Source organism: Bradyrhizobium sp. SPXBL-02 (genome assembly GCF_051853065.1).
Taxonomy (GTDB): Bacteria; Pseudomonadota; Alphaproteobacteria; order Rhizobiales; family Xanthobacteraceae; genus Bradyrhizobium.
On record NZ_CP182474.1, the window covers coordinates 4815976 to 4842945 of the forward strand.

Below are 26970 nucleotides of genomic sequence, written 5' to 3' on the forward strand. Positions count from 1 at the left end.
GCTCAAGTCCCGGATGCTACAATCAATACAAGCAAAGCCCTTGACACCGGCGCCTTACGTCCCCTCCGCGCCCAGCAAAAAATCCACCATGATGCTCTGGTGCTGCTGGTACATATCGGTGCCGGTCCCGGTGACGCAGCCGATCCTGCGGGCCGCTGCGATAAAGGGCGATACTTCGGGCTTGGTGATGACGCAGCCGCAATAGGTCGACGGTACGAGCCGCGCCACATCGACCGGCAGCGGGTCGCCATCCTTCATACCGGCGGGCGTGGCATTGGCGACGAAGTCGAAGCCGGCCGGATCCTCCGAGCCGACCCGGACCGGTGCCTTGCCTAGTCTGTTGAGCTGGCCGACCAGTACGTCGCGCCGCTCGGGCAGACTGTCATGGATCGCAAGCTCGCGAACGCCGGCCTCGAGCAGTTCGAGTGCGATCGCCGAGCCCGCCCCGCCCGCACCGACAAGCAGCGCCCGCATGCCCTTTGGATCGATGCCCGTCGCCCGCGCCGCACCGACGAAGCCGAGGCCGTCCACCATGTCGCCGTGCCAACCCCCGTCGGGACGCCGCCGCATCAGATTCACGGTCCGCAGGAAATGCGCGCGTGCCGTCGCGCTCGCACAGGCCTGGTAGCAGGCAAATTTGTGCGGGATGGTCACGACGATGCCGTCGAGGTTCTTCAGCCGCCCGGCCACCGAGAGAAAGTCAGGCAGATCCCCTGGCGTCACCTGGACAGGCACGAGCAGACCGTCGTGCCCGCGCGCGGCAAAGGCGGCCGATACGCCCGCCGGCGAGCGCACCTGCGCGATGGGATCGCCGACGATGACGTAGAGTCGCGTGGCACCTGTGGGGGCCGGGATCATGCCGCTCAAGCCTGGGCCGGCGCGGCGGTCCCATAGCTCAATTCCAGACCTTCCAGATTGCCCTCCTTGCGCCATTTCTCGAGCAGCCGCAGGAATGCCACCGGCCCGCGCCAATATTGGCTGTTTCTCGCCGCGATCGGATCGAACACGCCTTCGTTGTTGTAGTAGCCCGGCGTACATTCGGCGAGATAGGTCTGGCGGCCGAGCGCGGCCTTCACGACCTCCTCGACCCAGGCGTTCTCGGCGGCATGCGTCGGCTCCAGGGCGCGTGCCTTGCGCTCGCGCGCCTCCTTGACGACATAGGCGATGTGCTGCGACTGCTCGTCGATGATGTGCGGAAAGTTGGCGCTCTGTCCCGCCTGAACGGTGACGATCAGGAAGCAGTTCGGAAAGCCGCGGCTGTAGAAGCCGTGCAGCGTCTTGACGCCGTCCTGCCAGCGCTCGGACAGGCTCATGCCGTCGCGGCCGTAGACCTCGAAGCCCATGCGGCGCGCGTAATCGGTGCCGACCTCGAAGCCGCTGGCATAGATCAGGCAGTCGAGCTCGTAGGCCTTGCCATTGGCGACGACGGCGTTCTCGGTGATGCGTTCGACGCCCTTCCCCCCGGTATCGACCAGATGCACGTTGGGACGGTTGAACGTATCGAGATATTCGTCGTGGAAGCAGGGGCGCTTGCAGAACGCCTTGTACCAGGGCTTGAGCGCTGCCGCGGTCGCCCCATGCTTGACCACCGTGTCGACGCGCGCGCGGATCTCCTCCATCTTGCGGTAGTCGGCCTGCTCGATCACCTTCAGCGCCTCCTCCAGCGAGGTCACCGGCTGGGGTTGCCGGCGCGGCGCCAGCAGGATCTCGCCGAGCAGGCCAGTCCAGCCGTCCTGCACCAGATCCTGCTCGAACGGCTCGCCTGAAATCACGGCCGTGAAATTGTCCATGCGCTCGCGCTGCCAGCCTGGCTTGAGGCTCTGCGCCCAGTCCGGCTCCGTCGGACGATCGTCGCGAATGCCGATCGCGGACGGCGTGCGCTGGAATACATAGAGCTCCTTGGCCGAACGGCCGAGATGCGGCACGCATTGCACGGCGGTGGCGCCGGTGCCGATGATGCCGACGCGCTTGTCGGCAAGGCCGGTCAGGCCACCGTCCGCATTGCCGCCGGTGTAGCCGTAATCCCAGCGACTGGTATGAAAGCTGTGACCTCTGAACGTTTCGATGCCGGGAATGCCCGGCAGCTTCGGACGGCTGAGCGGTCCGCCGGCGAGGATGACGAAGCGCGCGGCGATCCGGTCGCCGCGATCGGTCTCGACCAGCCAACGCGCTTCCTGCTCCTGCCAGGACATCCGCGAGATCACGGTCTGAAACAGCGCGCGCTCGTACAGCCCGAAATGACGGCCGATGCGGCGCGAATGCTCGTAGATCTCCGGCGCCCGGGCATATTTGCGCACCGGCATGTAGCCGGTCTCTTCCAGCAGCGGCAGATAGATATAGCTCTCGGTATCGCAGGCGGCGCCGGGATAACGATTCCAGTACCAGGTGCCGCCGAAGTCGGCGGCCTTTTCCACGATACGAAAATCCGCGATGCCGGCCTCGCGCAATCGCGCGCCACACAGCAGGCCGCCGAACCCACCGCCGACGATGAGCACTTCGGTCGCTTCACTGATCGCTGCGCGCGCAAAGCCGGGATCGGCCCAGGGATCGTCGAGATAACGGCCGAACTCGCCTGTCGCCTCGACATATTGCGCCTTGCCCTCGGCGCGCAGACGGCGGTCGCGCTCGTCGCGATAACGGGCACGGAGGGCGGAAATATCAACCGTAGATGCGCCGGCTGCATCGGTCTTGTGTCTTTCCGCTGACATTCGATTCCTCCCGCGCATGCTGCTTCGCCGGCAGCTCACCGCACGTTAGCGCCGAAAAAGCGCGGCATGCAATCACGCTGATTGTTTTTTACGTGAACGCCGCGTGACGTTCCGCTAACCTCAAGCGCAAATCACAAGCCTACGCCATGCAACGACGTGGCAATCCGGAGGGAAACATGCAGGGATTGATGATGGACATGCCGCTGCTGATCAGCGGCCTGATCCAATATGCGGCCGACTATCATGGCGAAGCCGAGATCGTCGCACGCGAAATCGAGGGCGACATTCATCGCTACACCTATGCCGAGGCCCATCCGCGCATCAGGCGCATGGCGCTGGCGCTGAAGCGGCTCGGCATGAGGCAAGGCGACCGCGTCGGAACGCTGGCCTGGAACACGCACCGGCATTTCGAGATGTTCTATGCGGCGCCAGGCATGGGCTACGTGCTGCACACCGTTAATCCCAGGCTGTTTCCCGAGCAGCTCGTCTACATCATCAACCACGCCGAGGACCGCCTGCTCTTCATCGACCGCGCCACGCTGCCGTTCGTGGAGGCGATCGCGCCGCAGCTGAAGACGGTCGAGGCCTATGTCGTGATGTCCTCGCGCGAGCGAATGCCCGAGACGAAGCTTACGAATGTGCATTGCTACGAAGAGCTTCTTGAGAAGGAGACCGATGCCGGCTTCGCCTGGCCGGAGTTCGACGAGAAATCCGCCTCGACGATCTGCTACACTTCGGGCACGACGGGCAATCCAAAGGGCGTGATCTATTCGCACCGCGCCGCGATCCTGCAGACCATGACCTGCTGCAATTTCGACTTCCTGTCGGGACATGTCGAAGGCGTGCGCGAGGTGATGATGCCGATGGCGCCGCTGTTTCACGGCAATGGCTGGAACATGCCGTTCAGCGCGCCCTACACCGGCTCCAAGCTCGTGCTGCCCGGCCGCAACTATGAGCCGGACAAGCTCTACGAATTGCTGGAAGGCGAGAAGGTGACGCTGTCGGCGGGCGTGCCGAGCTTCTGGCTGATCCTGCTCGACTGGCTCGCGCGGACAGGCAACAGATTCTCAACCTTACGGGCGACGTTGTCGTCGGGCTCGGCCCCGCCGCGCGCGATGGTCGAGAAGCTCAAGCGCGAGTACAATGTCGATTACATCCAGGCCTGGGGCATGACCGAGGCGCTGGGCTGCTCGATGCCGGGGCTGCGGCCAGGCTCGGAGCATCTCAGCGAGACGGAGAAATTCGACCGCCGTCAGGTCTCCGGCCGCGCCTGCTTCGGCACGCATTTGCGCATCGTCGATGATTCCGGCGTCGAGCTACCGCGCGATGGCAAGACCGTCGGGCATCTGCGCGCCCGCGGGCCCTGGGTCGCATCCGGCTACATGAAGCTGGACGAAGGCCTCGACCGCGACGGCTGGCTGATCACCGGCGACATGGCCGTGATCGACCCGCAAGGCCACGTCACGCTGACCGACCGCTCCAAAGACGTGATCAAGTCCGGCGGCGAGTGGATCTCCTCGATCCAGCTCGAGGACATCGCCCTGTCCCATCCCGACGTGCTGCAAGCGGCCGTCGTCGCGATCAGCCACGAGAAATGGCAGGAGCGCCCCCTGCTCCTCGTCGTCCGCAAGAAGGGAGCGACGGTCGACGGCAAGACGCTGCTCGAGCACATGCGTCCGAAGCTCGCGAGCTGGTGGCTGCCGGACGCCGTCGAATTCCTAGACGAATTCCCGATGACCGGCACTGGCAAGGTGCTGAAATCGGCGCTGCGCGAGCGCTTCAGGGAGTACCGCGTCGCCTAACGCCCGTCAGCGCCCAGCCCGCCTCAGTTCACAACGTAGACATCAGGGTCGGCGCTCGAGCTCGGCTTCTTGAAGGCGTTGCGCAAGGCTGATGACATCGGGACGTTGTAGTTGAGGCCGTTCGGCGGCGTCGGCGATTGCAGCCACTTCTTGTAGAGAACCTCGATCTCGGGGCTGGCATAAAGCTCCGCGGTGGCGCGATCGGCAAGTGCCTTGAACGGCGCATCCTCCCGCCGCAGCATGATGCCGTAAGGCTCGGGCTTGGAGAACGCTTCCTCGCTGATCATGTAAGCCTGCGGCTCCTTCGACCGCGCGATCGCGACCGCGAGCTGGACGTCGTCGAGCGCATAGGCCTGGGCGCGGTCGGTCTCCAGCAGCAGGAAGGCCTCGGCCTGGTCCTTGGCGGGCATGATGTTGATGCCGAGATTGCGCTCGGTGTTGACCTTGGCGAGCTGCGTCAGGTTCACAGATCCCGCCACCGCCGTGACCGCCTTGCCCTTGAGATCGTCGATGGTCTTGACGTTCGCCGCCTTCCTGGCCGCGAACCGCGTCGCGCTGAGGAAATGCGTGTTGGTGAAGGCGACCTGCTTCTGGCGGTCGGCGTTGTTGGTGGTCGCCGAGCAATGCAGGTCAAGCGTGCCGTTGACCATCAGCGGGATGCGGTTCGACGACGTCACCGCGACAGTCTCGACCGAAATGTCGGGCATGCCGAGTTGCTTCTTCACGGCATCAACGATCCCAAGGCAGATGTCCATGGCAAAGCCGACCGGCTTCTGGTTGCCGTCGAGATAGCTGAACGGGACCGAGGCCTCCTGATAGCCCAGCGTGATCTTCTTGGTCTCCTTCACCTTCTGAAGCGTGCCCGTGAGGTCTTCGGCTGAAGCTGCGCCCGCAAGACATGTCAGGGCCAGGAGAACGGTCGGTAGGCGCATCAGGGGCTCCTCGAAGGGAATTGGCGTCGAGCTATCGAGGAGCTGATAGCCTACAGATCAGTCGAGCGCCAGACGCGGCTGCGTCTACCAGCTATCGCTGTTTGATATACATTCCGTCGCGGCCCATCGGCGCGTCACTCGCAGGTCAGCTGCTGCTCGAACCAGCCGCTCAGCCGATCCGACAGGGACGGCCACATCCGCCGGAAGCTGTCGAGCTTGCCGACATTGGCACGGTACATCGCCCGCAATTCCTGCTCGACGGCTGGCAGGTCGATGCCGGCGCAGATCCCGTCCCGCACGATCGTCTTGCCGGCGACGACGACCTCCCTCACCAGCGACGCGTTGCCACGCGCAAACAGCAGCGCCATGGGATCGACCGGCATGACCTGGTCTCGATCGAGCCGATCGAGATCAATCACGACGTAGTCGGCCGGATTGCCGGCGGCGAGCTCCCCACTTCCAGGCGCGCCGGTTGCGCGGCGGCCGTTGCGGACGGCGAGCGAAAACATCTCGGTCGGCGTCCACGTCGCCTTGAAGCCGACGCCGCCATGGACCATCTGCACCAGCCGCATCTCGCGCAAAATGTCGTCATCCTCGTCCAGCGCCAGGCCGTCGACGCCGACGGTGATGGCGCAGCCGCATCTGTGCGCGGCGGCAATCGGAGCAAGGCCCGAGCGCAGATGCATGTTCGAGCTGAAATTGGTGACGATGCGCGCGCCGGAGGCCGCGATCATCTCGAGCTCTTCGGGACGGGCGTGGATGCAATGCGCCAGCGTCAGCCGCTCCGAGAGAAAGCCGACATCGCGCAGCCAGCGTACCATGTCGGGAAAGTGCCGGTCGGCCCAGGCGCGCTGGTACATTGTTTCCAGCAGATGCATGTGAATGCGGCGGCCGGTCCGCGCGGAGTTCTCCGCCACCGCCTCCAGCAGCGGCTTCGAGCACCATTGTACGCCGGCGGGTCCAAGCTGCACGTCGACCATCGGCCCGGCGATGGCTGCGGCAATCGCATCGGTCAGCTCGATATAGGCCCTCGGCGAGAGCGGCGCGCGAACGAAGAGATCCTCGATGGTCTTGCGATCGTTCCCGGGAAGCCCTGAGAGCACCGGCTCGGCATCACCGTAGACGATGGGGTTCTGGTCGCGCACCGCCAATGCAAACGCGATGCGGATGCCGACGTCGGACGCGGCTTTCGCAACGGCCTTGGCTTCGTCCACCAGCGGCATCGTCCCGCTCGGGCGCGTGTAGTGGACCATCATCGCCGCGCAGCCTGCCTTGGCGGAGCGGGCCAGCGCAGAGACGGCGGTCAGATAGGGATCAACGGGCGCGCCCAGCGCGGTGCGCAGAATCCAGCTTTCCAGGGGCATGCCGACCGCGCCGAAGGACGAGGCGGTGGCGCGGGCATGATCATGGGCGTTGACGAAGGCGGGGATGACGAAGGAGCGCGGCCCCGTCCCCGCACCTTCCGAGATATCGGTGATAACGCCGCCGTCGTGCCGCAGCACGACGTTGTCGCTGACGCCACGGTCAGGGCCACGGAACAGGCTGGTTGCCGAGATCTCCGTGGCCATCGCTGTCCCTCCAAGTTCAGTTGGCAGTATACACCAGCTCCCGCTCCGCGCGCGGCGGCAGGAATTCGCGCGAGAACACCTCCGCCGGCGTCGGGGCGCGGGCGAGCTGATAGCCCTCGACCACGATGCCGATGGCGCGGGTCATGCGGTCGTCCTTGATGTCGCCGATGCCGATCTCCTTCATCTCCGCCGAGACGATCAGCTTCTCGAAGGAATATTGCAGCCGGCGCTTCTCCACCTCGGCGTTGATGAGGTTGTCGTAGTTCAGCGCCGCCTTCATGCCGGCATTCTGGTCCTTGGCAACCGCAATCGCACCCTTGTTGATGGCGCGCACCAGGCCCGCGACGGCCTTCGGATTCGAGGCGATCAGCTTGCGGGAGACCATCACGCCGTTCGAATAGAGATCGAGACCATACTCGCCGAACGAGAACCATTTGAAGTCCTTGTCCGGATCCTGGCGGTTGAGCACCAGGTTGAAATAGCTGGTGATGTTGAAGACCAGGGCCGCATCGATGTCGCCCTTGATCAGCATCGGCTCCTGCAGGTTCGGCGCCATGTTGGAGATCTTGATCTTCTCGCCGTCGAGCCCGTTCTTGCGGGTGAACACCGGCAACAGGCGCGTCGTCGGCGTGCCCTGCGCACCGCCGAGCGTGTGGCCTTCGAAATCCTTGATGGTGTTGATGCCGCTGGTCTTCTTGGCGACGATCGCGAACGGCGGCTGATTCCACATCATGTAGACCATGACCGGCGCCTCCTGCGGCTTGGTCGAGGCGTTCTGGATGATGGCGTTGACGTCGCCGAAGCCGGCGTCGTAGGCACCGGACATCACGCGCGTGACGGTGGCGCCGGAGCCCTCGCCCTGATCGATGACGACGTTGAGGCCTTCCTCTTTGAAGAAGCCGTTGTCCTTGGCATAGAAGAAGGCGGCATCGCTACCCTGGGTTTTCCAGCCCAGCGTGAACTTGATCGTGGTGTCCTGCGCCGTGGCGGCCCCTGCGGACAGCGCCAATCCCAGCAGCGCGGCGGTGACTTTCCTCAACATCGAGACCTCCTCAGCTTCGTTGCGTGACGGTTTAGGAAATCAGGTGGCGATCACGTCGTTCTTGCGGGTGGCCCAGCCGGTGACCTGCCCTTCGATCAGCGAGAACACGACGTAGAGCGCGACGCCGAGGCCGGCGAGCACGAACAGGCCGGCAAACACCAGCGGCACGTTGAAATTGGAGGACGCGGTCATCATGACGTTGCCGATGCCGCGGTTGGAGGCGACGGTCTCCGACAGCACCGCGCCGACGAAGGCATAGGAGATCGCGACCTTCAGCGAAGCAAAGAAGAACGGCATGGTGCGCGGCAAGCCGACGTTCCAGAGGATGTCGAGCTTGCTGGCGCCGAGCGCCTTCAACACGTCCTCGAGCTCGGGCTCGGTGGTGGCAAGGCCCGTCGCGATATTGACGACGATCGGGAAGAAGCAGATCGACAGTGCCGTCAGCACCGCCGGCACCGTGCCGGAGCCGAACCACAGCACGAAGATCGGCACCACCGCGACCTTCGGGATCGAGGAGAAGCCGATCAGCAGCGGATAGCAGGTGTCGTAGGCCGTCTTCGACACGCCGATGATCGCGCCGAGAGCGACGCCAAGCGCGACGCCAAGGACGAAGCCGAACATGGTGGTGGCAAGCGTTTGCACGATGTGCGGCCACAGCACCGGGAAGCGCTGGACCAGCGTCACGAACACCTGCGAGGGCCGCGGCAGCACCAGGTCGGACATGCCGGTCATCAGGCAGAACAGCTCCCAGGCGACGAAGAACAGCACGATCAGCCCCGCCGACCACGCCTTCTGCCTGACATCGATCCCGAACATCAGCCTATTCCCTGCTGGGCCGCGCTGCGCGCATCCTCGATGAAGGCGCGCAGCTTCTGGTTCAGCGCGACGAAATCCGGCTCGAACGTCATCGCCACGGTGCGCGGCCGCGCGAACTCCACGCGGCTGTCGTCGAGGATGCGGCCGGGACGCGCGCTCATTACGCAGATGCGGCTGGCAAGGAAGCCGGCCTCGCGCAAATCGTGCGTGACCAGCAGCACCGTCGGCTTGTGCGTCATCCAGAGATTCTGGAGGATCGCCCACAGCTCCTCGCGGGTGAACTGGTCGAGCGCGCCGAAGGGCTCGTCGAGCAGCAGCATGCGCGGCTCGTGGATCAGCGCGCGGCAGAGATTGGCGCGCTGGAGCATGCCGCCGGAGAGCTGCCAGGGATATCGATTGCCAAAGCCCTTGAGGCCGACCTGCTCCAGCAGGGCGTTGGCCTTGTCGCGAAACTCGGTCTTGCGGAGCTTCCGGAAATTCGAGCGGAACGGCTCGACGATCTTCAGCGGCAGCATGATGTTCCGCTCGATTGTCATCCAGGGCAGCATGGTCGGGTTCTGAAAGGCCATGCCAACCCGCATCGCCCGCGCCGCGACCTCGCGGCCGCCGACGATGACGACGCCGCTGGTCGGCTGCACCAGGCCGCTGACCAGACGCAAAATGGTCGATTTGCCGCATCCGGACGGGCCGACCAGTGCGACAAACTCGCCGTCGGCAATCTTGAGCGTGGTCTTCGACAAAGCAGGCACGGCGCGGTCGCCGCGCCCGAAGGTCACCGAGGCCTCGGACAGCTCGATGGCGGTCGTCGCAGAGCCTTCGGGAACGGGCTGGCCGTCGAACTGGGCGTTGGGTTGCATGCGCATCACAGGCAAAGTGCATGCAAACCGGATGCCAGCGGCCGCGGCCCGCGAAATCAACGACCTAGCCGAGACCCGCGCCAAACCGCCGGATTCGGTTTAGGCAATTCGGGAGCCAAACTGCATGCAATTAGTGCGCTGTATAGACGCGAGCCTGTGCTAAAGAGAGATCTCACTCCTATGGGATTCGCCGATGGCGGCGCGCGCCAGCAGCAAGACTTCTGAATCGTCGGACAAGGTCAGCGTGATCTGCCGCGCGCTCCGGCGCGCCATCATCGAGCAGGCGCTGGAGCCCGGCGCCAAGCTGCCGGAAGATGCGCTCGGCGAACGTTTCGGCGTCAGCCGCACCATTGCCCGCCACGCGCTGGGCCAACTCGCCGCCGAAGGCCTGGTCGAACTCCGCCGCAACCGGATCGCGGTGGTGGCGACGCCGAGCTGGCAGGAGGCGCGCGATGCCTTCGACATCCGTATCGAGCTCGAACGCCTCGTCGTGCGCCAGCTCGCGGGCAAGCTGACCAAGGCGCAGATCGCCGAGCTGAACGCCCATGTCGATGCCGAGGATCGCGCCCGCGGCGGGACGGATGCGGTGTCGATCCGGCTCGCGACCGAATTCCACATTCTGCTCGCCCACATGACGAACAGCCCGATCCTGGTGCGCTATGTCAGCGAGGTCGCCTATCGCTGCTGCCTGACGCTGTCACTCTACAGCCGGCCGCATTCCACCGAATGCGCCATCAACGAGCACCGCGCCATCATCGCAGCGCTGGCGAAGGGCGACGCGGCCAAGGTGATGGAATTGATGCATCATCACCTGGATTCCGTGGCCAATCGCGCACTGGTCGCCCCCACTCCGCAGCGCGGCCGCGATCTGCTCGACATCCTCGCACCCTACGCGGACGAGGTGACGAGCAATCGGGTGATCAAGCTGCCGAAGGTGGCTCGAAGAAGTTAGGCCTCGATCCCGCGCTGGACGAGGATGCGCTCGGCGCTGTCATTCCAGACGTCCATCTTCACGATCTGCCCACCCCTCACCACGAAGCGATCGACATAGCGGTTGCCCTCGAACGGCGTGCCGTCCATCCACTCGCCATAGAGCGTGCCGACGCTGTAGACGACGGTCTCGTCCGGGCCCGGACAGACGTCGAACCGGTCCATCTTCTTCTTGACCCAGCGATAGCGTTTCGCATTGAAGCCGGTCGGCCCGCGCGGATGGTCGAACGTTCGACCGCCGGTGAACGTGATCACCGTGCCCGGCTTCATATAGGCCGCAGCGGCGTCGGGATCCGGTATCATCGAAGCGGTGAGATAGGCTTCGACAATCTCTGCGTCAGTCATCGGGCTTTCGGCTTTTGCGGGAGTGGACATCGCGGGGTTCTCCGGATGCCGCCATTCTACAATCAGGGCCTCAAAGTGCATGCACATTTTTTGGACAATCTGACCCGAGCCTTGCACACAATCTGGAGCTGCCCGCTCCAACGGCTTGCGCTAGGCTGCCCCGGCTGAATCCAACGCCATGACCACCCAAACCGCCTTCGACCTGATCTTCCGCAACGCGCTGTTGCGCTCTTCCGCCGCACCCGTCGATATCGGCGTGAAGGACGGCTGTTTCGCCGCGGTCGCGCCAAAGCTGGCCTGCGAGGCCGCCGAGGTCGATCTCGGCGGCCTCCTCGCCCTGCCCGGCTTCGTCGACACCCACATCCATCTCGACAAGGCCTGCCTGCTCGGCCGCTGCGGCCACGATCACGGCAGCGTCTCGGAGGCGATCCGCGCCGTTGCCGGGATGAAGAAGGACTTCACAATCGAGGACGTCTACGCACGCGGCGCCAGAGTGCTCGAACGCGCCATCGTCAACGGCACGACGCGCATGCGCACGCATGTCGAGATCGACCCGCGCATCGGCCTCCGCGGCTTTGAGGCGGTCAAGGCGCTGAAGCGCGATTACGCCTGGGCGATTGATCTCGAGCTCTGCGTCTTCCCGCAGGAAGGCCTGACCAACGATCCCGGAGCCGAGGAGCTGCTGGCCCAGGCGCTGCGCGACGGCGGCGAGGTCATCGGCGGCTGTCCCTACATGGACACCGACCCGAACGCCCATCTCGCGCGCATCTTCGATCTCGCCCAGGAATTCGACGTCGACGTCGACCTCCATCTCGACTTCGACCTCGATCCCTCCTGGTGGCATCTCGACGAGGTCTGCCGCCAGACCGAGCAGCGCAGCTACGGCGGACGCGTCGCGATCGGCCATGCGACAAAACTGTCGGCATTGCCGCCGGAGCGGATGAAGGCGGCCACTGCGCAACTGGCAAGATCGGGCGTTGCGGTCACGGTGCTGCCCGCGACCGATCTCTATCTGATGGGGCGCGAGGCCACGCACAACGCGCCGCGCGGGCTGACCCTCGCCCACAAGCTTGCCGGCGATGGCGTGCTCTGCTCGGTCGCCACCAACAACGTGCTCAACCCCTTCACGCCGTTCGGCGATGCCTCGCTGCTGCGGATGGCGAACTTCTACGCCAATGTCGCGCACGCCTCGGTCAGCGACTTCGACACGTGCCTGGACCTCGTGACCGAGCTGCCGGCCCGGCTGATGAACCTCGGTGATTACGGCATCAAGGTCGGCAATCCCGCCGATCTGATCGTGCTCGATACGAAGGACAGCCGATTCGCCATCGCCGAGTTGCCTGACGTCCTGATGGGCTTCAAGGGCGGCCGGCAGACATTTGCGCGGGCGCGGCCGACCCTGTTCAGTCCGAAGAGCTGAGAGCGACCCCGCTCGATCTCCCGGCCCTGCCTTTTCCTTTTTCAGACATAGGTCGCGTGCCCCGGACGCAGCGCAGCACTCCTTCAGTGATGCGCTGCAGAGCCGGGGCCCATGTTTCGAAACGCAATTCACGAAGAGCTGGGTCCCGGCTCGGCGGCGCGTCACTTCGTGCCGCACCTTGTCCGGGACACGTGTGCGCGCGGAACATTCCGAATCGGTGATCACGATGCCGTTGGAGCGTTCCCACAGTTCTATTTTACCGCCGGTTGGCGCCCACCCGAGTTCGGTAGAATCCCGGACCGTAGCCCAACGCATTGCGAGGCAGGCCACGCCCGCCATAACTAGGACGTGCACTGACCATCTGCGTTCAGTGGGGAAGTATGAGTCTGTTCAACGCATTCACCAGCATTGATGATTCCGTCCAGGCCCGAACGCCAACCGATACGGCGGTGAAGCGGCTCGACGGCATCGGCCACGTTCTCTCGGGTCTCGATATCTCGGCTATCCAGACCCAGGCCGACGTGAACCGTACGCTCTGGACGCTCGATGCCGCCAGCAAGTGCGTTCGCGCCGTGCTGGCGGAGTTCCGCACCCAGCCGGCCACCGAGCAGCTCGTCCGTAAATCCCGCAATCTGATCGACCTGATCGAGCGCGCGCGCGACCAGGTCGGGAGCTTCGAAGCCCGCGATCCGGTCCTGAGCTGACTATTTCGTCCGACTGATCCTGGCGAGGATCCGGTCCGCCTCGGTACGCCAATCCGCACTGCGGGCGAACTCGCTGCTGCCCCTCAACCCGAACAGCCCCTCATCGGCGAGATCGGCCATCCAGGCCTGCCGCTCGGCCGTGCCTTGCGCCGACCACGGCGTCAGCCCCGCCTCGCGCACGGTCTCGGCAACCTCCCGCACCTCCTCGGCCCGGCGGCGGCCGTGCTCGATCACCCGCTGGAAGCAGTAGGCACCCTGCTTCTCCCAGTCGATGCTGGGAAACGTTTCCGCAAGCGAAGCCAGCACCGCATCCTCGACACCATAGGCGCGCGCGGTCGTAAAACTCTCGATGACCATGACCTCGAGGCCCTTGATCATGATGCTGCGACACATTTTGACGGCCGAGGACACGCCGAGCTTGTCGCTGGCCACCTTGGCCGCGAAGCCGATCACGTTCAGAAGCGGCTCGAGCTCTCTGGCGCCGGGCCCGCCGAGCAAGAGCGGCACCTTGATGCGATAAGGCGGCACCGAGGTCATCACCGCGCCCTCGACATAACGCCCAGCTGCACCATCGATCAGCGCCGCCGCGCGCCGCTTGGCGCCGGGAGAGGCCGAGTTGAAATCGAGAAACCAGGTGCCCTGGTTGATCGCCGCGGCGCAGGCCTTTGCCACCGGAACGGCCTGGCTCGCCGTGACCGCCGAGATGATGAAATCGGATTTTGCGGTCAGCTCCGCGTGAGAGGTTGCGAGAACGACACCGAATTTCGCCGCATGCTCCTTCAGCGGCACACCCTGCTCGCCTCCGAGCTTGATGTCGTAGGCCGAGACCTTGATCTCCTGCTGGCGCAAATCCTCGGCCAGAATCCGGCCGACCTCGCCATAGCCGATCAGCCCGATCTGCCAGCGCCTGGGATCACCTGCCATCAGTTTAGTCCTCGTGCGGTCTCATCGAAGAGCTCATCGACTGCATAGCGGCGCGGGATCAGCGCCTGCTGGAATGCATAGTCGACGATCAGTTCGAGCGGTTTCCTGTTGGCCTCGATCCCGAACGGAACGAGGTCGGGCGTTGCCGCGGGCCCTGCCTGCGCCTTGCTCCGCTTCAGCAGATCATAAACGCCCGCGACCACGTCGGGGCGCGATTTCGTGAGGCTCTCGGTCACGACCACGAGATGGTTGACCGGGACCACACCGCGCCGCGCATACCATCTGGCGGCCTCTGCGGCCGGATCGGGAAACAGCGGCTTCAGCTTGGGGTCATCGGAGGTCTCGCCGAGGACGGCATCGAGCTCGCCGTCGAGCAGCATCTGCAGGATCTTCTTGTCCTTCGGTGCGCGCTCAGTGGTGTCGACATATTCGGCGACGTGCGGATCCTCGAAGGTGACCCAGCGAATCCCGTCGAGATTGACGCCGTAGTCGTTGGCGAGGATGCCCCTGATCCAGGCGCCGGTCGTGGTCGTGAAGGAGCGGATACCGACGAGCTTGCCTTCGAGATCGGACGGCCCGAGCGTCCCATGCGCCGGATTATAGAGAGCATATGAATGCTGGAAGCGGCCGAGCATGGTTGCTGGCAACAGCACCAGCGGCTTGCCGTGCGCTTTCGCCATCAGATAGGTGACGATCGCCATCTCGCAGACGTCGAAGGCCTGCTCGCGCACCATCGGCTTGAATGCCGTGTTGGTCGGCGTGTACGCGATGAAGTCGAGGTCGAACAGGTCGGAGCGGAGCTCGCCGCTCTTCACCGCCTTGACGTGAGGGTGGCTGCCGAGCACGGCTTTCAGCTTGAGACGATCCATCCGCCCGCTCCGCTTCTTGTACCTTTAGGCTTCCTCGGGATTGTCGACATAGACGAGGCCCGCTTTCGCCAGGGCCTCGCGCATGTTGTACATGTCGAGGCCCAGCTCGCCCGCGGCGAGGCGCTTGCGCTTGCCGCCCTCATCCGCGTTGCGCTTCTTCGCCTTCTCCGCGACTTCGGCCGCATAGCGCTTCGGCACCACCACAACGCCGTCATCATCGGCCACAACGATGTCGCCGGGATCGACATTGACGCCGGCGCAGACCACGGGGACATTGACCGAGCCGAGCGTCGCCTTGACCGTGCCCTTGGCCGAAACCGCGCGCGACCACACCGGGAATTTCATCTCGTGCAGCGCTTTGACGTCGCGGCAGCCGACATCGATGATCAGCCCCTGCACGCCGCGCGCCTGAAGCGAGGTCGCGAGCAATTCGCCGAACATGCCGTCAGTATTGTCAGTGGTGCAGCCGACGACGAGGATATCGCCCTTCCGGCACTGCTCGACGGCGACATGGATCATCCAGTTGTCGCCGGGCTGCGCCAGCACCGTGACTGCGGGACCGGCGATCGACGCGCCCGCCCAGACCGGACGCAAGTAAGGCTTCATCAGGCCGATGCGGCCGTAAGCCTCGTGCACGGTGGAGACGCCGTACTCCGCCATACCGGCGGGATCGGCCCGCTTGATGTTGCGAACGACGACCGGCTTCACGCGAGTTCCTCCGCCACGGTCGGAAACAGGCGCTGATAGGCCTCACCATAGGTCATGGGAACGCCGGTGTTACGGCTACCCTGGATGCCGCGGTTGAGCGCGACACGCTCGTAATAGCCCCAGAGATGTTTTTGCGCGGCGAGGATCTGGAACGCCTCGTACTTCTCTTTCCAGACCTCGTCGATCTTGAGAATGGTGTCCGGCTTGTAGTTGCACTGCTCGGGCTGATGCGGCTCGAACAGGAAAACCGGCGGGGCCGAATATTTGTACTGCGCGCCGGGCTTGTGGCCCATGGCCTGCGCGACCACGCGGGTCTCCTGCGCAAAATGCGCCGCGTTCGGATGGTCGAAATTGTAGGGGTCTTCCAGCGCATGCGTCAGCACGAAGCTCGGATTGAGCTCGCGGTAGATGTCGACCATCCGGTCGAAATGCGCTTCCGTCAGCTTCAGCGGATAGTCGCCGCAGTCGAAGAACTCGATCTCGGCGCCAAGCAGCCTGGCCGCCCGCTCCGCCTCGTCCTTGCGGCCGGCCTTCACCGATTCCAGCGTCGCGCCCTTCTCCTTCCAGGCGAACTGGCTCTCGCCGCGCTCGCCGAAGGACAGGCACACGATCTTCATCCGATAGCTCTTCTTCGCATGCAGCGCGATGGCGCCGCCGGCGCGCCAGACGAAATCGCCGGGATGGGCTGTGACGACGAGGCCTGTTTTCATGGGCTACTCCTTTTCGTTCGTATGCATGCGGCCACAGCGCATGTCCGCGCAGCGTGCCGGTCGCGAAGGCGCGTCACGCCTCGAACTCGAACAGGCGCGCGGGATTGTCGACCAGAATCTTGGTCTGGAGCTCCGGCTCCGGCGCAAACAGCGGGATCAAATCGACGAGATCGCCGTCATTCGGCATCACCTTGACGTTGGGATGCGGCCAGTCCGTGCCCCAGATGACGCGATCCGGCGCGGTCTCGACGATCTTTCGCGCGAACGGCACCGCATCGGTGAACGGCGGACCGGCCGAGGAGACCCGCTCCGAACCGCAGATCTTCACCCAGCACTTCTCGTCGCGCTGCATCAGCTCGATTAGGATCCTGAACGGCAGCTGGTCGAGCCCGTCCGCCGCCTTGACCCGGCCCATATGGTCGATGGTGTAGTTCAGCGGCAGCCTCGTCAGCATGTCGGCATATTCGGGCAGATCGATCGCATCGAAATGCAGATCGATGTGCCAGCCGAACGGCGTGACCATCGCGACGATGCGGTCGAATACGCGCTTGTCGGGGACGCCGCCGAGATGGCGGACGAAATTGAAGCGGCAGCCGCGAAAACCGCCCTCGTGCAGCACGCGCAGGTCGCGCTCGGTGATGGTATCGTCGATGTTGGCGACCGCACGGTAGGCGCCATTGCTCTCAGCGATGGCATCGAGCGCCACCCTGTTGTCGGTGCCGTGCACGCTGGCATTGACGATGACGGCGCGCTCCACGCCGAGCTTGGCATGCAGCGCGCGAAAATCCTCCAGCGGCGCATCCGGCGGCGTGTAGGAACGCTCCGGCGCGTAAGGATATTTCGCCCCGGGCCCGAAGATGTGGCAATGCGCATCACACGACAGCTTCGGCAGCCTGAACTTCGGCGTGCGCGTGTTCGGATCGGGCGGTGGAATGGTCGGCGTGTACATCATCGTCATCAGGTAAACCGCCGAAGCGAGACCGCTTGCTTCACGTCTTGCTGCCGACGACCGGCCGCCGCCGTACCGGCGCGGCCTGGTCCAGCGCCGGCGCCTGGAACGCGGCGACGGTGGCCTGCACCAATTGCTCGATGGCGGCCGCGGCATCGCTGCCGTCCGCCTCGCCGCGCGAAAGGCGCGACACGCGCTCCGGCGTCACCAGCGAATAATAGAGAGCGCCAAGCAGGAAATGGCTGCGCCAGACGATGTCCGTGCGCGGAATGTGCGGCAGGCTCTCGTGGACCGCGTCGATGAAGGCGTGGCTGGTGTCGTCGAAGGTCTGCGCGATGATCTTTCGCGCGACCTCGTTGCCTTCCGCCGACATCACCGCGCGCAGCCGCGTGAAGCGCGCCCCGCCGCCGGCGAGATCGCTGCCCGAGGTGAAGGCCGGCACCACATAGGCGCGCACGATCGCCTCCAGCCGGTCCTGGAGATCGCGCACGCGCTTTGCGGCCGCGAGCAGCTCGGAGCGGCGCAGGTTCATCGGCCCGCAATGGCGCCGGTAGATCTCCAGCAGCAAACCGTCCTTGGTCTTGAAATGATAGGTCACGCTGCCCGGATTCGCTCCGGCGGCTTGCGCGATGTCGCGCACCGACACGGCATTGAAGCCGTTGGTGGCGAACAGCTCCTCCGCGGCGGCGAGGATCGCCTCGCGCATGTTCGGCTTGCGGGCCGCTTCTTTGCTGGTGGGCTTGCGTACCATGTGATTTGTACTATCGTACAAAAGATCAGGTCTCGTCAACAAGAACGTGGTGATGGCAGGACCGCGTGGAGACCATCGATGGACGCGAATGCCCTCGAGGAGTGCTGGAACATATGCTGGGTTTGAACGAGAAGATCGGCGGCTTGATGCTGGGTGCCGGCTTGCTGCTGGCCGGTAGCGCCGCGCAGGCCGAAAATTATCCGAGCAAGCCGGTCCACATTCTGGTCCCCTACGCCGCCGGCGGCGCGGTCGACGTGCTCGCGCGCACGCTGGGCCAGGCGCTGGCCAAGACCTGGGGGCAGCAGCCGGTGATCGACAACCGTCCCGGCGCGGGCGGCATCGTCGCCTCGCAAGCCGTGACGCAAGCCGCGCCTGACGGTTACACGCTGATCCTGGTCGCCAGCGGTCATCCGCTCAACCAGTTCATCTATCCGAGCGTGCCCTACGACACGTTCAAGGATTTCACCGCCATCACCGAGGTCGCCTCCTCGCCACTGGCGATCGTGGTGGCGAAGGACAGCCCTTACAAGACACTTGGCGATCTCCTTGCCGCGGCCAAGAAGGAGCCGGACAAGCTCTCCTATGGCATGTCCGGCAACGGCACCTCGGCGCATCTCGCCGGCGAGCTATTGAAGCACATGTCCGGCACCAAGATCGTCGCGATCCCCTACAAGGGCGGCGCACCGGCGCTGACGGCCGTCATCGCCGGCGAGATCCCGCTCAGCATCAATCCGCTCGCGGAAGCAATCGGCCAGCTCGAAGGCGGCCCGGTCCGCGCTCTCGCCGTGACCTCGGCCGAACGCTCCAAGGCGCTGCCAAACGTGCCGACGATCGCCGAGGCCGGCGTGCCCGGCTACGACGTCTCGGTCTGGTGGGGCGTGCTTGGTCCTGCAAAGATGCCGCCGGAGATCGTTGCGAAGCTCGAGACCGATCTCAAGGCGGCGCTGCAAGATCCGAGCGTGCTGTCGACGCTCGTCAAGATCGGCGCCACCCCGGTCGGCTCCTCGTCCAAGGAGTTTGATGCCTATATGCGTGCGGAGGCGGCCAAATGGGAGCCCGTGCTGAAGGCCGCCAACATCCGCGCGCAATGAGGCAAGGCGCGCCTGGCAAGAGATCGGCGCTGTTCAACTGGCGGCGCTCGCCCGCATCTTCTCCGGAGGCCGCGCGCGAAAATCGCCGTCTTCGTTTCCCGACGGGATCAGGATGGCGCGGTCGCGCGGCAGCGCCTCCGGCATCTCGTCGCGGATGAAGGCGATGAGCTTTTCCCTGATCTCGCAGCGCAGGTCCCACGATTGCGGTGCATTCCTGGCGCTGACCAGCGCCCGAAGCTCGATGGTGCGCGAATCGGCATCGATCACCTGCAGATTCACCACCTCCCCGTCCCACAGCTTTGACGCCTTCACCGCCTCCTCCAGCCAGCGCCGGATGCGCGGGACGTCGGCGCGATAGTCGACATGCAGCGCGACGACGCCGATGAGGGATGCGGTGTCGCGCGTCCAGTTCTGGAACGGCTTTTCGATGAAATAGGACAGCGGAACCACCATGCGGCGCCAGTCCCACAACCGGATCACGACATAGGTCGAGGCGATGTCCTCGATCCAGCCCCATTCGTTCTCGATGATCACGGCATCCTCGATGCGGATCGGCTGGGTGATCGCGATCTGCAGGCCCGCGATCAGATTGCTCAGCAGCGGGCGCGCGGCAAGACCGACGATGATACCGGCCGCTCCTGCGGAGGCGAACAGGCTGACGCCGTATTGCTTCACGGAGTCGAACGTCATCAGCGCGGCGGAGACCGTGATGATGACGATAATGGTGTCGGTGACGCGCTTGAACACGCGCACCTGCGTCACATGCTTGCGCGCGACGAAATTCTCGGTGACATCGCGAAAGTTCTGCAAGTAGCGCGCCGCGCTCATGTCGACGATCCGGATCGAAATCCATCCGATCAACGCGATGAAGGCCACCACGAACAGCCGCGTCAGGGGGTTGCGAATCGTGTCGTCCAGCGGCGCCAGCGGCAGCACCATTGCGACCGCGACGAGACAGAGCGCCATTTGCGCCGGGCCAGCGGTCCGCTCGATGAACACGCTCAGCAGCGGAAGGCGCGTTCCGAAAGCGCGCGTGAGCACCCACGTGGCGATCCGGTAGGCCACCAAGGCCAGAATGATCGCACCGCCAACCAGGCTGAGCCCGATGAACCATGACGGTATCCAGCCGAACATCGCGTCGATCTCGGCCGTAAGGGCCTGCCAATCCATGGATTGTCCCCATCATTGCATTCACGCAACCCGCACAACGCCTCCTGGCCGGCTTCGCTCCCCCGCTCCGTGCAATGCAGCATCCCGCAGGTGCAACGGTCGCTGAGCTGCGCTAGGCTTGTCGGCATGACTCGACGTACCGGCAGCGCCGATCTTCCTCTTCACACCGGGCGGGTTCCGCCCTGGCTGGCAAGCCGCATGTCCTCCCTGGGGGCGATCGTCACCCAGGCGATCGTGCATCATTACGGCCGCGACGCGTTTCTGCAGCGGCTGTCGCATCCATTCTGGTTCCAGTCGTTTGGCGCCGTGATGGGGATGGACTGGCACTCCTCCGGCATCACCACCTCGGTGATCGGCGCGCTGAAGCGCGGGCTCGGACCGCTCCAGGACGAGCTCGGGATTTACGTCTGCGGCGGCCGCGGTCAGCATTCGCGCAAGACGCCGGACGAGCTGTTGCAACTCGGCGAGCGCGTCGGATTCGACGGCATCGAGCTGACGCGTGCCAGCCGTCTGGTGGCCAAGGTCGACAGTGCCGCGGTCCAGGACGGCTTTGACCTTTACCTGCACGGCTTCTTCGTCACCACTGAGGGCAAATGGACGGTGGTGCAGCAGGGCATGAACGGCGACAAGCGGCAGGCGCGGCGCTATCACTGGCATTCCGAGGCACTGAAGAGCTTTGTCGATACGCCGCATAGCGCAATCGACGGGCCGCAGCAGGGAGAGATCGTCAATCTCACCGATCATCGCGCCGATATGTCTCGGACGGCGCAGCTCGAGCTGCTCTCCGATCTCGGTCCGGATCGCATCGTCTCCGAATTCGAACGGCTCGCGGGGACCGCGTCCACACCGGCGCAAGGCATGCTGCCGCATCTGATCATGCCGGCACATCATGATGTGCAGCCGAAGGACGTGTTCGCGCGCCGCCTGCACGGTACGCTGGCCGCGGCGGCCGAGCGCGGCCCGGCGGATTTTCCGGAACTGCTGCTGACGCCGGGCGTCGGCGCGCGCACCGTGCGCTCGCTGGCGATGGTCGCAGAGGTCGTGCACGGCGCGCCCTATCGTTTCACCGACCCCGCGCGTTTCTCGCTCGCCCATGGCGGCAAGGACCGGCATCCCTACCCCGTTCCGATCAAGGTCTATGACGAGACCATCCGGGTGCTGAAAGGCGCGATCCAGAACGCGAAGCTCGGACGCGAGGAGGAGATGCAGGCGATCAAGCGCCTCGACGACCAGGCGCGGCGGCTGGAGCGGACCGCGCGCGGCCCCTCGGTCGCGGCTTTGATCGCCGGTGAGCGTGCGGCCTCACCGGATCTCGATGGCCGCTCGGTGTTCGGCTGGGAGCGCGATCTTGCGTCTACAAAAAAGCGGACCGGCTGAACGCCGGTCCGCAAGTTGGCGGGGGGAACGCCCCTCTCAGGTCTCGTCGGCGTCTGGCTCCCGTTCGAGCCGGTTGGCCGCGTGATCCTGATACTGCTCGGTCTGAATGGCCTTGCTGTCCATGCCGCGGATGTCCGAATGCTGTTTCTTGTCTCGGTTGGACAGGACCATGTTGTCGCCGATCATCTCCTTCGGCACGTCGGTCAACGCGCCGGTGCCGTCGCCCTTGCCATGCATGCCCGATCTGAAATGCGTCTTGCTGCCGTGGCCACCTGGCATCAGTCTCTCCTCTTGCAGTGATCTCTTGCAGTCGTCTTGCGAAGATTAGTGCTTCTGTTGTGCCGTCGTCGGCTTGGGCGGCTTGTGGCCGCTCTGGCCGGGATCGTTGTGCTTGTTGTGATCGCTTTCCTGGTTGAGGCCGCCGCGGCTCACCGGAAACTCGCTGTGACGCACCTCCGGGTTGGCACGATGGACGCGCGTGTCTTGCGGGTTATGGCCGGCGGCCTGCTCGAGCTCTCGCGCATCCGGAACATCGGGCTTCCGCTCGAGGATGCGCACCTGCTGTTCGTGTGTCTTCTTGCCCTGCATATTGATCTCCAATCGTCACCTACCTCCGCCCTTTCCGGCCTCGTCGTGCCTGTGATGGGAATCGTGCTCGCCACCGCCGCCGGAAACCCGGCTGTGGCTGCGCTGCGGATCATCCGCCGGCGGTTTCTTCACCTCAAGCGGTGCCTTCGCGTTCTCGTGCGAGGCGCCGGGTCCGCCCTGACGAATGCTGTTCGGTGTCTTCGTGGATGTCGACAATGTCGCCTCCTCAGCGATCTTGCTGATAGCCTTGATTGGTCGTGTTCTGCTTGATGTTGCCCTGCTGTCCCTGCTGATCCGGATTCTGCGCACGTTGCTGACCGTGCGGGACCTGATCGGCGGGCGTTTGCTTGCGATCTCCAGTTCCCTTGTGGCTCTGATTGTCCGGTGGAACAGGTGGCATCTTGCTGGCCATGATCTTGTCTCCCGTTAAGACGTCGATCTGCGACATGCGCTCAAGGAACTCTCCTCCGCGTCATGTCGGGATAACAACAGCACGATCGGCACACCGTTCCTGATCGTTCACATCCGGCAAAGATTTTCCGAAAGGGCGTTGCCGACGTCAGTTCGCCGCGGTGAGGGAACGATCGTCTCTCGTTCCCGTGCGTGACGTCGTCTCTGTTCCGCGGCCCTCTGGCGTGACAGGAAGCTTCGCGATCGCGCGCAGGCCCGGCCGCTTGCGCCAGCGGACCTCGGCGGAATCGACGGCCAGACTCAATTTCGGCCAGCGCACGAACAGCGCCTGCAGCGCGCAGGCCGCCTCGATGCGCGCAAGCTGATGGCCGAGGCAGAAGTGGATTCCCGTGCCGAAGGAGATATGGCGGTTCGGCTTGCGTTCGAGATCGAGGGTCTCGGGACGATCATGAACCGTGGGATCCATGTTCGCAGCGGCAAGCATCACCATGACGCGATCGCCCTTCTTCAGGCGCACGCCTTCGATCTCGACATCGCGCCGCACATAGCGCGGCTTGGAGAATTGCACCGGCGAGACGAAGCGCAGGAACTCCTCGACCGCGAGCCCGACACGGCTCCAGTCCTGTTCCAGCCAGTCGCGCAGCTCGGGATTCCTGAGCAGCTCGTAGACGGAACCGCTGATGAGATGGGTGGTGGTTTCCGATCCCGCGGCGAGCAGCAGAAACACCATCGAAACCATTTCATCCGGCGTGATCTGACCGCCTTCGCGCTCGACCTGAATCAGCTCGGCAATCAGGCCCTCGCCGCCCTGCACGCGCGCGGTCTGCAACTGCTGCTCGAGGTAGGCGCGCATCTTGCGGAACGCGAACAGCAGGGACAAGAAGCTGACGGCGTTCGTCAGCGAGGACATCGCATTGGCCCAGGCGATGAACTTTGGACGATCTGCCAGCGGCAGGCCGAGCAGCTCCGAGATCACCGCGAGCGGCAGGATGCGCGCATAGCGCTGGACCAGATCGGCCGGGCATTCCTCCGCGAACAGCTCGTCGGCCAGACCGTCGGCGATGGCCCGGATGCGCGGCTCCATCGCGACGATCGCGCGGCGGCGAAACGCCTCGTCCACTATGCTGCGCAGCCGCGTGTGATCCGGCTCGTCCATCGTCAGCATGCTGTTGGCGATAGTCCTGACGAACCTCGGCATCCACCAGCGCAAGCCCGCGACGTCGCCATCGTCCTTGCGCAACGTGAAGGTTGCGCCGTCCTTCAGCACCTGCGCGGTGGCGTCATGGGTCGTGGTGATCCAGACATTGCCGACGAGAGGAAACCGCGTCGCGACCACAGGGCCTGACATGCGCAAGTTCGCGATCGCCTTGGGCGGATCGCGAAAGAAGGCCTCGCTGGTGAAATCGAGGCGCGCTGTCATGGGATCACCGGAGCGATTGGTGGCGTATCACCGAGATGGTGCACGGCGCGGCCGGCGCAAGGGCGCGTCTGCGCGTCGGCCGCAGGCGTGGAGAGCTCTATCCGCGCCCAGAGGAGCGCTGGCCGCTCTTGCGCTGCTGTTGGGTGTAGGCGTCCCAATGGCTCCAGCTGCCATTGCTGAGGCTCTGCAGGTCCGTTGCGAGGGGACGGCGCGTGCGCTTGTCGTGATCGGCGATCACCCGCTCCGACTGCGCGATCTTGCGCTTGAGTTCCGTGATCGTCTTCTGCGTCTGGCCATTGCGCTTCGAGGTGGCGATCTCGCCCATCGTGAAGCGCGCGGTCTCCAGCGCCTTCAACTCGGCGCGGTTCTTCTTCAACTGAACCCGGTGCCAGGCGATATTGCTGTCGCTGTCCGCAACCATGTGGGAACTCCGCTGATTCGGTCCCACATAGTATCGTGCGCCGAATCGGCGCCGCAACGCCCCGGCGGTGGCGAAAATGCGATCTTCTCGCGCAGAAATTCCGGGCCTAGAGCCCCGGAACGGGGCTCTAGGTTCTTATTTGGACGCGTTTTCTTGACGCGAACCGGTATCCACTTCGCTCGAAAACGCTTTAACGCTCGGCGAACGCCTTCTCGACCACGAATTGGGCCGGCTCGCCGTGATTGCCCTCGACGAAGCCGCGCTCGCCCAAGAGGACGCGGGTGTCCGCCACCAGCGCCGGGCTGCCGCAGATCATGACGCGATCATGGGCGGCTTCCAGTGCCGGCAGGCCGATGTCGGCGAAGAGCTTGCCCGAGGTGATGAGGTCGGTGATGCGGCCGCGGTTGCGGAAGGGATCGCGGGTCACGGTCGGGTAGTAGATCAGCTGGTTCTGGATGTACTCGCCGAGCAGCTCGTCCTTCGGCAGGTGCTCGGTGATCATCTCGCCATAGGCGAGCTCCTTGACGTGCCGGCAGCCGTGCAGCAGCACCACCTTCTCGAACCGCTCGTAGGTCTCGGGGTCCTTGATCACGCTCAGGAACGGCGCAAGGCCGGTGCCGGTGCCGATCAGGTAGAGGTTGCGGCCCTCTTCCAGATTGTCGATCACCAGCGTGCCGGTGGCCTTGCGGCTGACGATGATCTCGTCGCCTTCCTTCAAATGCTGGAGCCGCGAGGTCAGCGGTCCATCAGGCACCTTGATCGAGAAGAACTCCAGCGTGTCCTCGTAATTAGCGCTGGCAACGCTGTAGGCCCGCAGCAGCGGCTTCTCGCCGACCTTGAGCCCAATCATGGTGAATTCGCCGTTACGGAAGCGGAAGGTCGGGCTGCGGGTGGTCTTGAAGGAGAACAGCGTGTCGGTCCAGTGGTGGACGCTCAAAACGCTTTCCTGATTGAAATTGCTCATCTCACCTTCCCTGTCGCGTCAATTGCGGTTCCGAGGCCGGCAGCTATGCGTCGTTTGTACACGATCATTCGTATACTAATGAATAATCCGGCTTGATCCCGCGGTCAAGGCTGCCCAAGATCGGAAGCGTTGCAGTTACGAATAAGGAGCCCCTTCCATGGCGCATGACGCACCCCAGGCCACCGGACCCTCGAAGCTGGTGATCCGGAATATCGGCCTGATCCTGTCCGGCGCTTTGGAAAAGCCGATCCTGGACGGCGACACCATCGTCGCCGAGAACGGCAAGATCACCGCGATCGGCCGCTTCAAGGACGTCGACATCGAAGGCGCCACCACCATCGTCGACGCCAACGGCACCACGGTGGCGCCGGGTCTGATCGACAGCCACGTCCACCCTGTCGCCGGTGACTGGACGCCGCGCCAGAACCAGATCAACTGGATCGACAGCTACCTCCACGGCGGCGTCACCACCATGATCTCCGCCGGCGAAGTCCACATGCCCGGCCGGCCCCGCGACGTCGTCGGACTCAAGGCGATGGCCGTGTTCGCCCAGCGCGCGTTCTGGACCCTGCGGCCCGGCGGCGTGAAGGTTCACGCCGGCGCGCCGGTGATCGAATGCGAGATGGTGGAAGAAGACTTCAAGGAGATGGCCGCCAACGGCGTCAAGCTGCTCGGCGAGGTCGGCCTCGGCGGCGTCAAGGACGGCCCGACCGCGCGCAAGATGGTCGGCTGGGCGCGCAAATACGGCATCCAGAGCACCATCCACACCGGCGGCCCGTCGATCCCCGGCTCCGGCCTGATCGACAAGGACGTGGTGCTGGAGGCCGATACCGACGTGGTCGGCCACATCAACGGCGGCCACACCGCCCTGCCCGACGACCAGATCCGCTGCATCTGCGAGGGCTGCAAGCGCGGCCTCGAGCTCGTGCACAACGGCAACGAGCGCTCGGCCCTGTTCACGCTGCGCACCGCGCGCGAGATGGGCGACCTGCACCGCGTCATCCTCGGCACCGACGCGCCCGCCGGCTCCGGCGTGCAGCCGCTCGGCATCCTGCGCATGGTCTCGATGCTGTCCTCGCTCGGCGACCTCCCGGCCGAGATCGCGTTCTGCCTTGCCACCGGCAACACCGCCCGGATGCGGCAGCTCGACTGCGGCCTGATCGAGGTCGGCCGCTCCGCCGACTTCGTCATCATGGACAAGGCGCAGCACTCGCCGGGCAAGAACATCCTGGAGAGCGTGCAGCTCGGCGACCTCCCCGGCATCGGCATGACCATCATCGACGGCATCGTGCGCACCCAGCGCAGCCGCAACACGCCGCCGGCCGGCAAGGTGCCGGAGGTGGTAGCGAAGTGACGCAGCCGGAGCGGCCCGCCGCTCCGCATCGTCCCTCGAAGGCATTGAACAAGTCGCAAGCCTGTTGCGTCTAACGCAG

Annotated in this window: 29 protein-coding genes; 7 read left to right on the forward strand and 22 right to left on the reverse strand. The window is 64.8% G+C overall.

What is annotated here, in order from left to right; genetic code table 11:
- Positions 1-54: 54 nt before the first annotated feature.
- Together ACNJYD_RS22690 and ACNJYD_RS22695 are read right to left on the reverse strand one after the other, a co-directional pair.
- Positions 55-858 carry a shikimate dehydrogenase family protein gene (locus ACNJYD_RS22690; RefSeq protein ID WP_212257405.1) on the reverse strand — a complete coding sequence of 268 codons (804 nt, stop codon included), beginning with the start codon at positions 856-858 and terminating at the stop codon, positions 55-57.
- Between the two features lie 5 nt (positions 859-863).
- Complete coding sequence (locus tag ACNJYD_RS22695; protein ID WP_439363341.1) at positions 864-2708, reverse strand: flavin-containing monooxygenase; 1845 nt, start codon at positions 2706-2708, stop codon at positions 864-866.
- A 176-nt stretch (positions 2709-2884) separates the two neighbouring features.
- Here ACNJYD_RS22695 and ACNJYD_RS22700 point away from each other — a divergent pair, with 176 nt between their 5' ends.
- Complete coding sequence (locus tag ACNJYD_RS22700) at positions 2885-4510, forward strand: long-chain fatty acid--CoA ligase (protein ID WP_439363342.1); 1626 nt, start codon at positions 2885-2887, stop codon at positions 4508-4510.
- Positions 4511-4533: 23 nt separating this feature from the next.
- On the opposite strand, the gene ACNJYD_RS22705 is transcribed toward ACNJYD_RS22700, so the two are convergent.
- The 5 genes from ACNJYD_RS22705 to ACNJYD_RS22725 all read right to left on the reverse strand — a co-directional run bounded on the left by ACNJYD_RS22705 (position 4534) and on the right by ACNJYD_RS22725 (position 9725).
- Entirely contained in the window at positions 4534-5442 is a 909-nt protein-coding gene (locus ACNJYD_RS22705) for an amino acid ABC transporter substrate-binding protein (RefSeq protein ID WP_439363343.1), read from the reverse strand.
- A 134-nt stretch (positions 5443-5576) separates the two neighbouring features.
- Entirely contained in the window at positions 5577-7010 is a 1434-nt protein-coding gene (locus ACNJYD_RS22710; RefSeq protein ID WP_439363344.1) for an amidohydrolase family protein, read from the reverse strand.
- A gap of 16 nt (positions 7011-7026) precedes the next feature.
- Positions 7027-8052: an ABC transporter substrate-binding protein gene (locus ACNJYD_RS22715; protein ID WP_212257400.1), complete on the reverse strand. Its 1026-nt coding sequence runs from the start codon at positions 8050-8052 to the stop codon at positions 7027-7029.
- Positions 8053-8091: 39 nt separating this feature from the next.
- Positions 8092-8868: an ABC transporter permease gene (locus ACNJYD_RS22720; protein WP_225171320.1), complete on the reverse strand. Its 777-nt coding sequence runs from the start codon at positions 8866-8868 to the stop codon at positions 8092-8094.
- Entirely contained in the window at positions 8868-9725 is an 858-nt protein-coding gene (locus ACNJYD_RS22725) for an ABC transporter ATP-binding protein (RefSeq protein WP_439363345.1), read from the reverse strand. The genes ACNJYD_RS22720 and ACNJYD_RS22725 overlap by 1 nt, the downstream gene beginning before the upstream one ends.
- A gap of 193 nt (positions 9726-9918) precedes the next feature.
- Between ACNJYD_RS22725 and ACNJYD_RS22730 the strand changes: the two genes are divergently transcribed.
- Entirely contained in the window at positions 9919-10677 is a 759-nt protein-coding gene (locus tag ACNJYD_RS22730; RefSeq protein ID WP_172786273.1) for a GntR family transcriptional regulator, read from the forward strand.
- Here ACNJYD_RS22730 and ACNJYD_RS22735 read toward each other — a convergent pair.
- Positions 10674-11090, reverse strand: coding sequence for a nuclear transport factor 2 family protein (locus ACNJYD_RS22735; RefSeq protein WP_439363346.1), 417 nt, complete (start codon positions 11088-11090; stop codon positions 10674-10676). The genes ACNJYD_RS22730 and ACNJYD_RS22735 overlap by 4 nt on opposite strands.
- A gap of 148 nt (positions 11091-11238) precedes the next feature.
- Here ACNJYD_RS22735 and ACNJYD_RS22740 point away from each other — a divergent pair, with 148 nt between their 5' ends.
- Entirely contained in the window at positions 11239-12480 is a 1242-nt protein-coding gene (locus ACNJYD_RS22740) for an amidohydrolase family protein (RefSeq protein WP_439363347.1), read from the forward strand.
- Between the two features lie 449 nt (positions 12481-12929).
- Positions 12930-13184: a hypothetical protein gene (locus ACNJYD_RS22745; RefSeq protein ID WP_439363348.1), complete on the forward strand. Its 255-nt coding sequence runs from the start codon at positions 12930-12932 to the stop codon at positions 13182-13184.
- Here the strand turns inward: ACNJYD_RS22745 and ACNJYD_RS22750 are convergent, their stop codons facing one another.
- From ACNJYD_RS22750 to ACNJYD_RS22775, 6 genes are all read right to left on the reverse strand, one after another.
- The gene (locus ACNJYD_RS22750; protein ID WP_439363349.1) at positions 13185-14108 is read right to left on the reverse strand and encodes a DUF1932 domain-containing protein; all 924 of its coding nucleotides are present in this window, start codon (positions 14106-14108) and stop codon (positions 13185-13187) included.
- Positions 14108-14977 carry a hypothetical protein gene (locus ACNJYD_RS22755; RefSeq protein ID WP_439363350.1) on the reverse strand — a complete coding sequence of 290 codons (870 nt, stop codon included), beginning with the start codon at positions 14975-14977 and terminating at the stop codon, positions 14108-14110. The genes ACNJYD_RS22750 and ACNJYD_RS22755 overlap by 1 nt, the downstream gene beginning before the upstream one ends.
- A 24-nt stretch (positions 14978-15001) precedes the next feature.
- On the reverse strand, positions 15002-15685 hold the full coding sequence (locus tag ACNJYD_RS22760) for a 4-carboxy-4-hydroxy-2-oxoadipate aldolase/oxaloacetate decarboxylase (RefSeq protein ID WP_439363351.1): 684 nt from the start codon (positions 15683-15685) through the stop codon (positions 15002-15004).
- Positions 15682-16395, reverse strand: a complete 714-nt coding sequence (locus tag ACNJYD_RS22765; protein WP_439363352.1) for a PIG-L deacetylase family protein — start codon at positions 16393-16395, stop codon at positions 15682-15684. The genes ACNJYD_RS22760 and ACNJYD_RS22765 overlap by 4 nt, the downstream gene beginning before the upstream one ends.
- Positions 16396-16468: 73 nt before the next feature.
- Positions 16469-17353 (reverse strand): amidohydrolase family protein, encoded by an 885-nt coding sequence (locus ACNJYD_RS22770; RefSeq protein WP_439363353.1) that lies wholly within the window; start codon positions 17351-17353, stop codon positions 16469-16471.
- Between the two features lie 31 nt (positions 17354-17384).
- Positions 17385-18095, reverse strand: coding sequence for a TetR/AcrR family transcriptional regulator (locus ACNJYD_RS22775; protein ID WP_439363354.1), 711 nt, complete (start codon positions 18093-18095; stop codon positions 17385-17387).
- 113 nt (positions 18096-18208) lie between these two features.
- On the opposite strand from ACNJYD_RS22775, the gene ACNJYD_RS22780 reads away from it, so the two are divergent.
- Positions 18209-19186 (forward strand): tripartite tricarboxylate transporter substrate binding protein, encoded by a 978-nt coding sequence (locus ACNJYD_RS22780; RefSeq protein WP_439363355.1) that lies wholly within the window; start codon positions 18209-18211, stop codon positions 19184-19186.
- Between the two features lie 33 nt (positions 19187-19219).
- Here the strand turns inward: ACNJYD_RS22780 and ACNJYD_RS22785 are convergent, their stop codons facing one another.
- The gene (locus ACNJYD_RS22785; protein ID WP_439363356.1) at positions 19220-20356 is read right to left on the reverse strand and encodes a mechanosensitive ion channel family protein; all 1137 of its coding nucleotides are present in this window, start codon (positions 20354-20356) and stop codon (positions 19220-19222) included.
- Between the two features lie 126 nt (positions 20357-20482).
- Here ACNJYD_RS22785 and ACNJYD_RS22790 point away from each other — a divergent pair, with 126 nt between their 5' ends.
- Entirely contained in the window at positions 20483-21733 is a 1251-nt protein-coding gene (locus ACNJYD_RS22790; protein ID WP_439363357.1) for a DUF763 domain-containing protein, read from the forward strand.
- A gap of 36 nt (positions 21734-21769) precedes the next feature.
- Here ACNJYD_RS22790 and ACNJYD_RS22795 read toward each other — a convergent pair whose 3' ends face one another.
- The 7 genes from ACNJYD_RS22795 to ACNJYD_RS22825 form a co-directional block, all read right to left on the reverse strand.
- On the reverse strand, positions 21770-22012 hold the full coding sequence (locus tag ACNJYD_RS22795; protein ID WP_172786261.1) for a hypothetical protein: 243 nt from the start codon (positions 22010-22012) through the stop codon (positions 21770-21772).
- A 45-nt stretch (positions 22013-22057) separates the two neighbouring features.
- Complete coding sequence (locus tag ACNJYD_RS22800; protein ID WP_439363358.1) at positions 22058-22321, reverse strand: hypothetical protein; 264 nt, start codon at positions 22319-22321, stop codon at positions 22058-22060.
- 15 nt (positions 22322-22336) lie between these two features.
- The gene (locus tag ACNJYD_RS22805) at positions 22337-22537 is read right to left on the reverse strand and encodes a hypothetical protein (protein WP_124158690.1); all 201 of its coding nucleotides are present in this window, start codon (positions 22535-22537) and stop codon (positions 22337-22339) included.
- 10 nt (positions 22538-22547) lie between these two features.
- The gene (locus ACNJYD_RS22810; RefSeq protein ID WP_212257611.1) at positions 22548-22733 is read right to left on the reverse strand and encodes a hypothetical protein; all 186 of its coding nucleotides are present in this window, start codon (positions 22731-22733) and stop codon (positions 22548-22550) included.
- A gap of 147 nt (positions 22734-22880) precedes the next feature.
- The gene (locus ACNJYD_RS22815) at positions 22881-24152 is read right to left on the reverse strand and encodes a cytochrome P450 (protein ID WP_439363359.1); all 1272 of its coding nucleotides are present in this window, start codon (positions 24150-24152) and stop codon (positions 22881-22883) included.
- A 97-nt stretch (positions 24153-24249) separates the two neighbouring features.
- A complete protein-coding gene (locus ACNJYD_RS22820) occupies positions 24250-24573 on the reverse strand; it encodes a hypothetical protein (protein WP_172786257.1) in 324 nt (107 codons plus the stop codon).
- A 190-nt stretch (positions 24574-24763) separates the two neighbouring features.
- The gene (locus tag ACNJYD_RS22825; RefSeq protein WP_172786256.1) at positions 24764-25537 is read right to left on the reverse strand and encodes a ferredoxin--NADP reductase; all 774 of its coding nucleotides are present in this window, start codon (positions 25535-25537) and stop codon (positions 24764-24766) included.
- A gap of 157 nt (positions 25538-25694) precedes the next feature.
- On the opposite strand from ACNJYD_RS22825, the gene ACNJYD_RS22830 reads away from it, so the two are divergent.
- Positions 25695-26891, forward strand: coding sequence for an amidohydrolase family protein (locus ACNJYD_RS22830; protein ID WP_172786255.1), 1197 nt, complete (start codon positions 25695-25697; stop codon positions 26889-26891).
- Positions 26892-26970 lie beyond the last annotated feature (79 nt).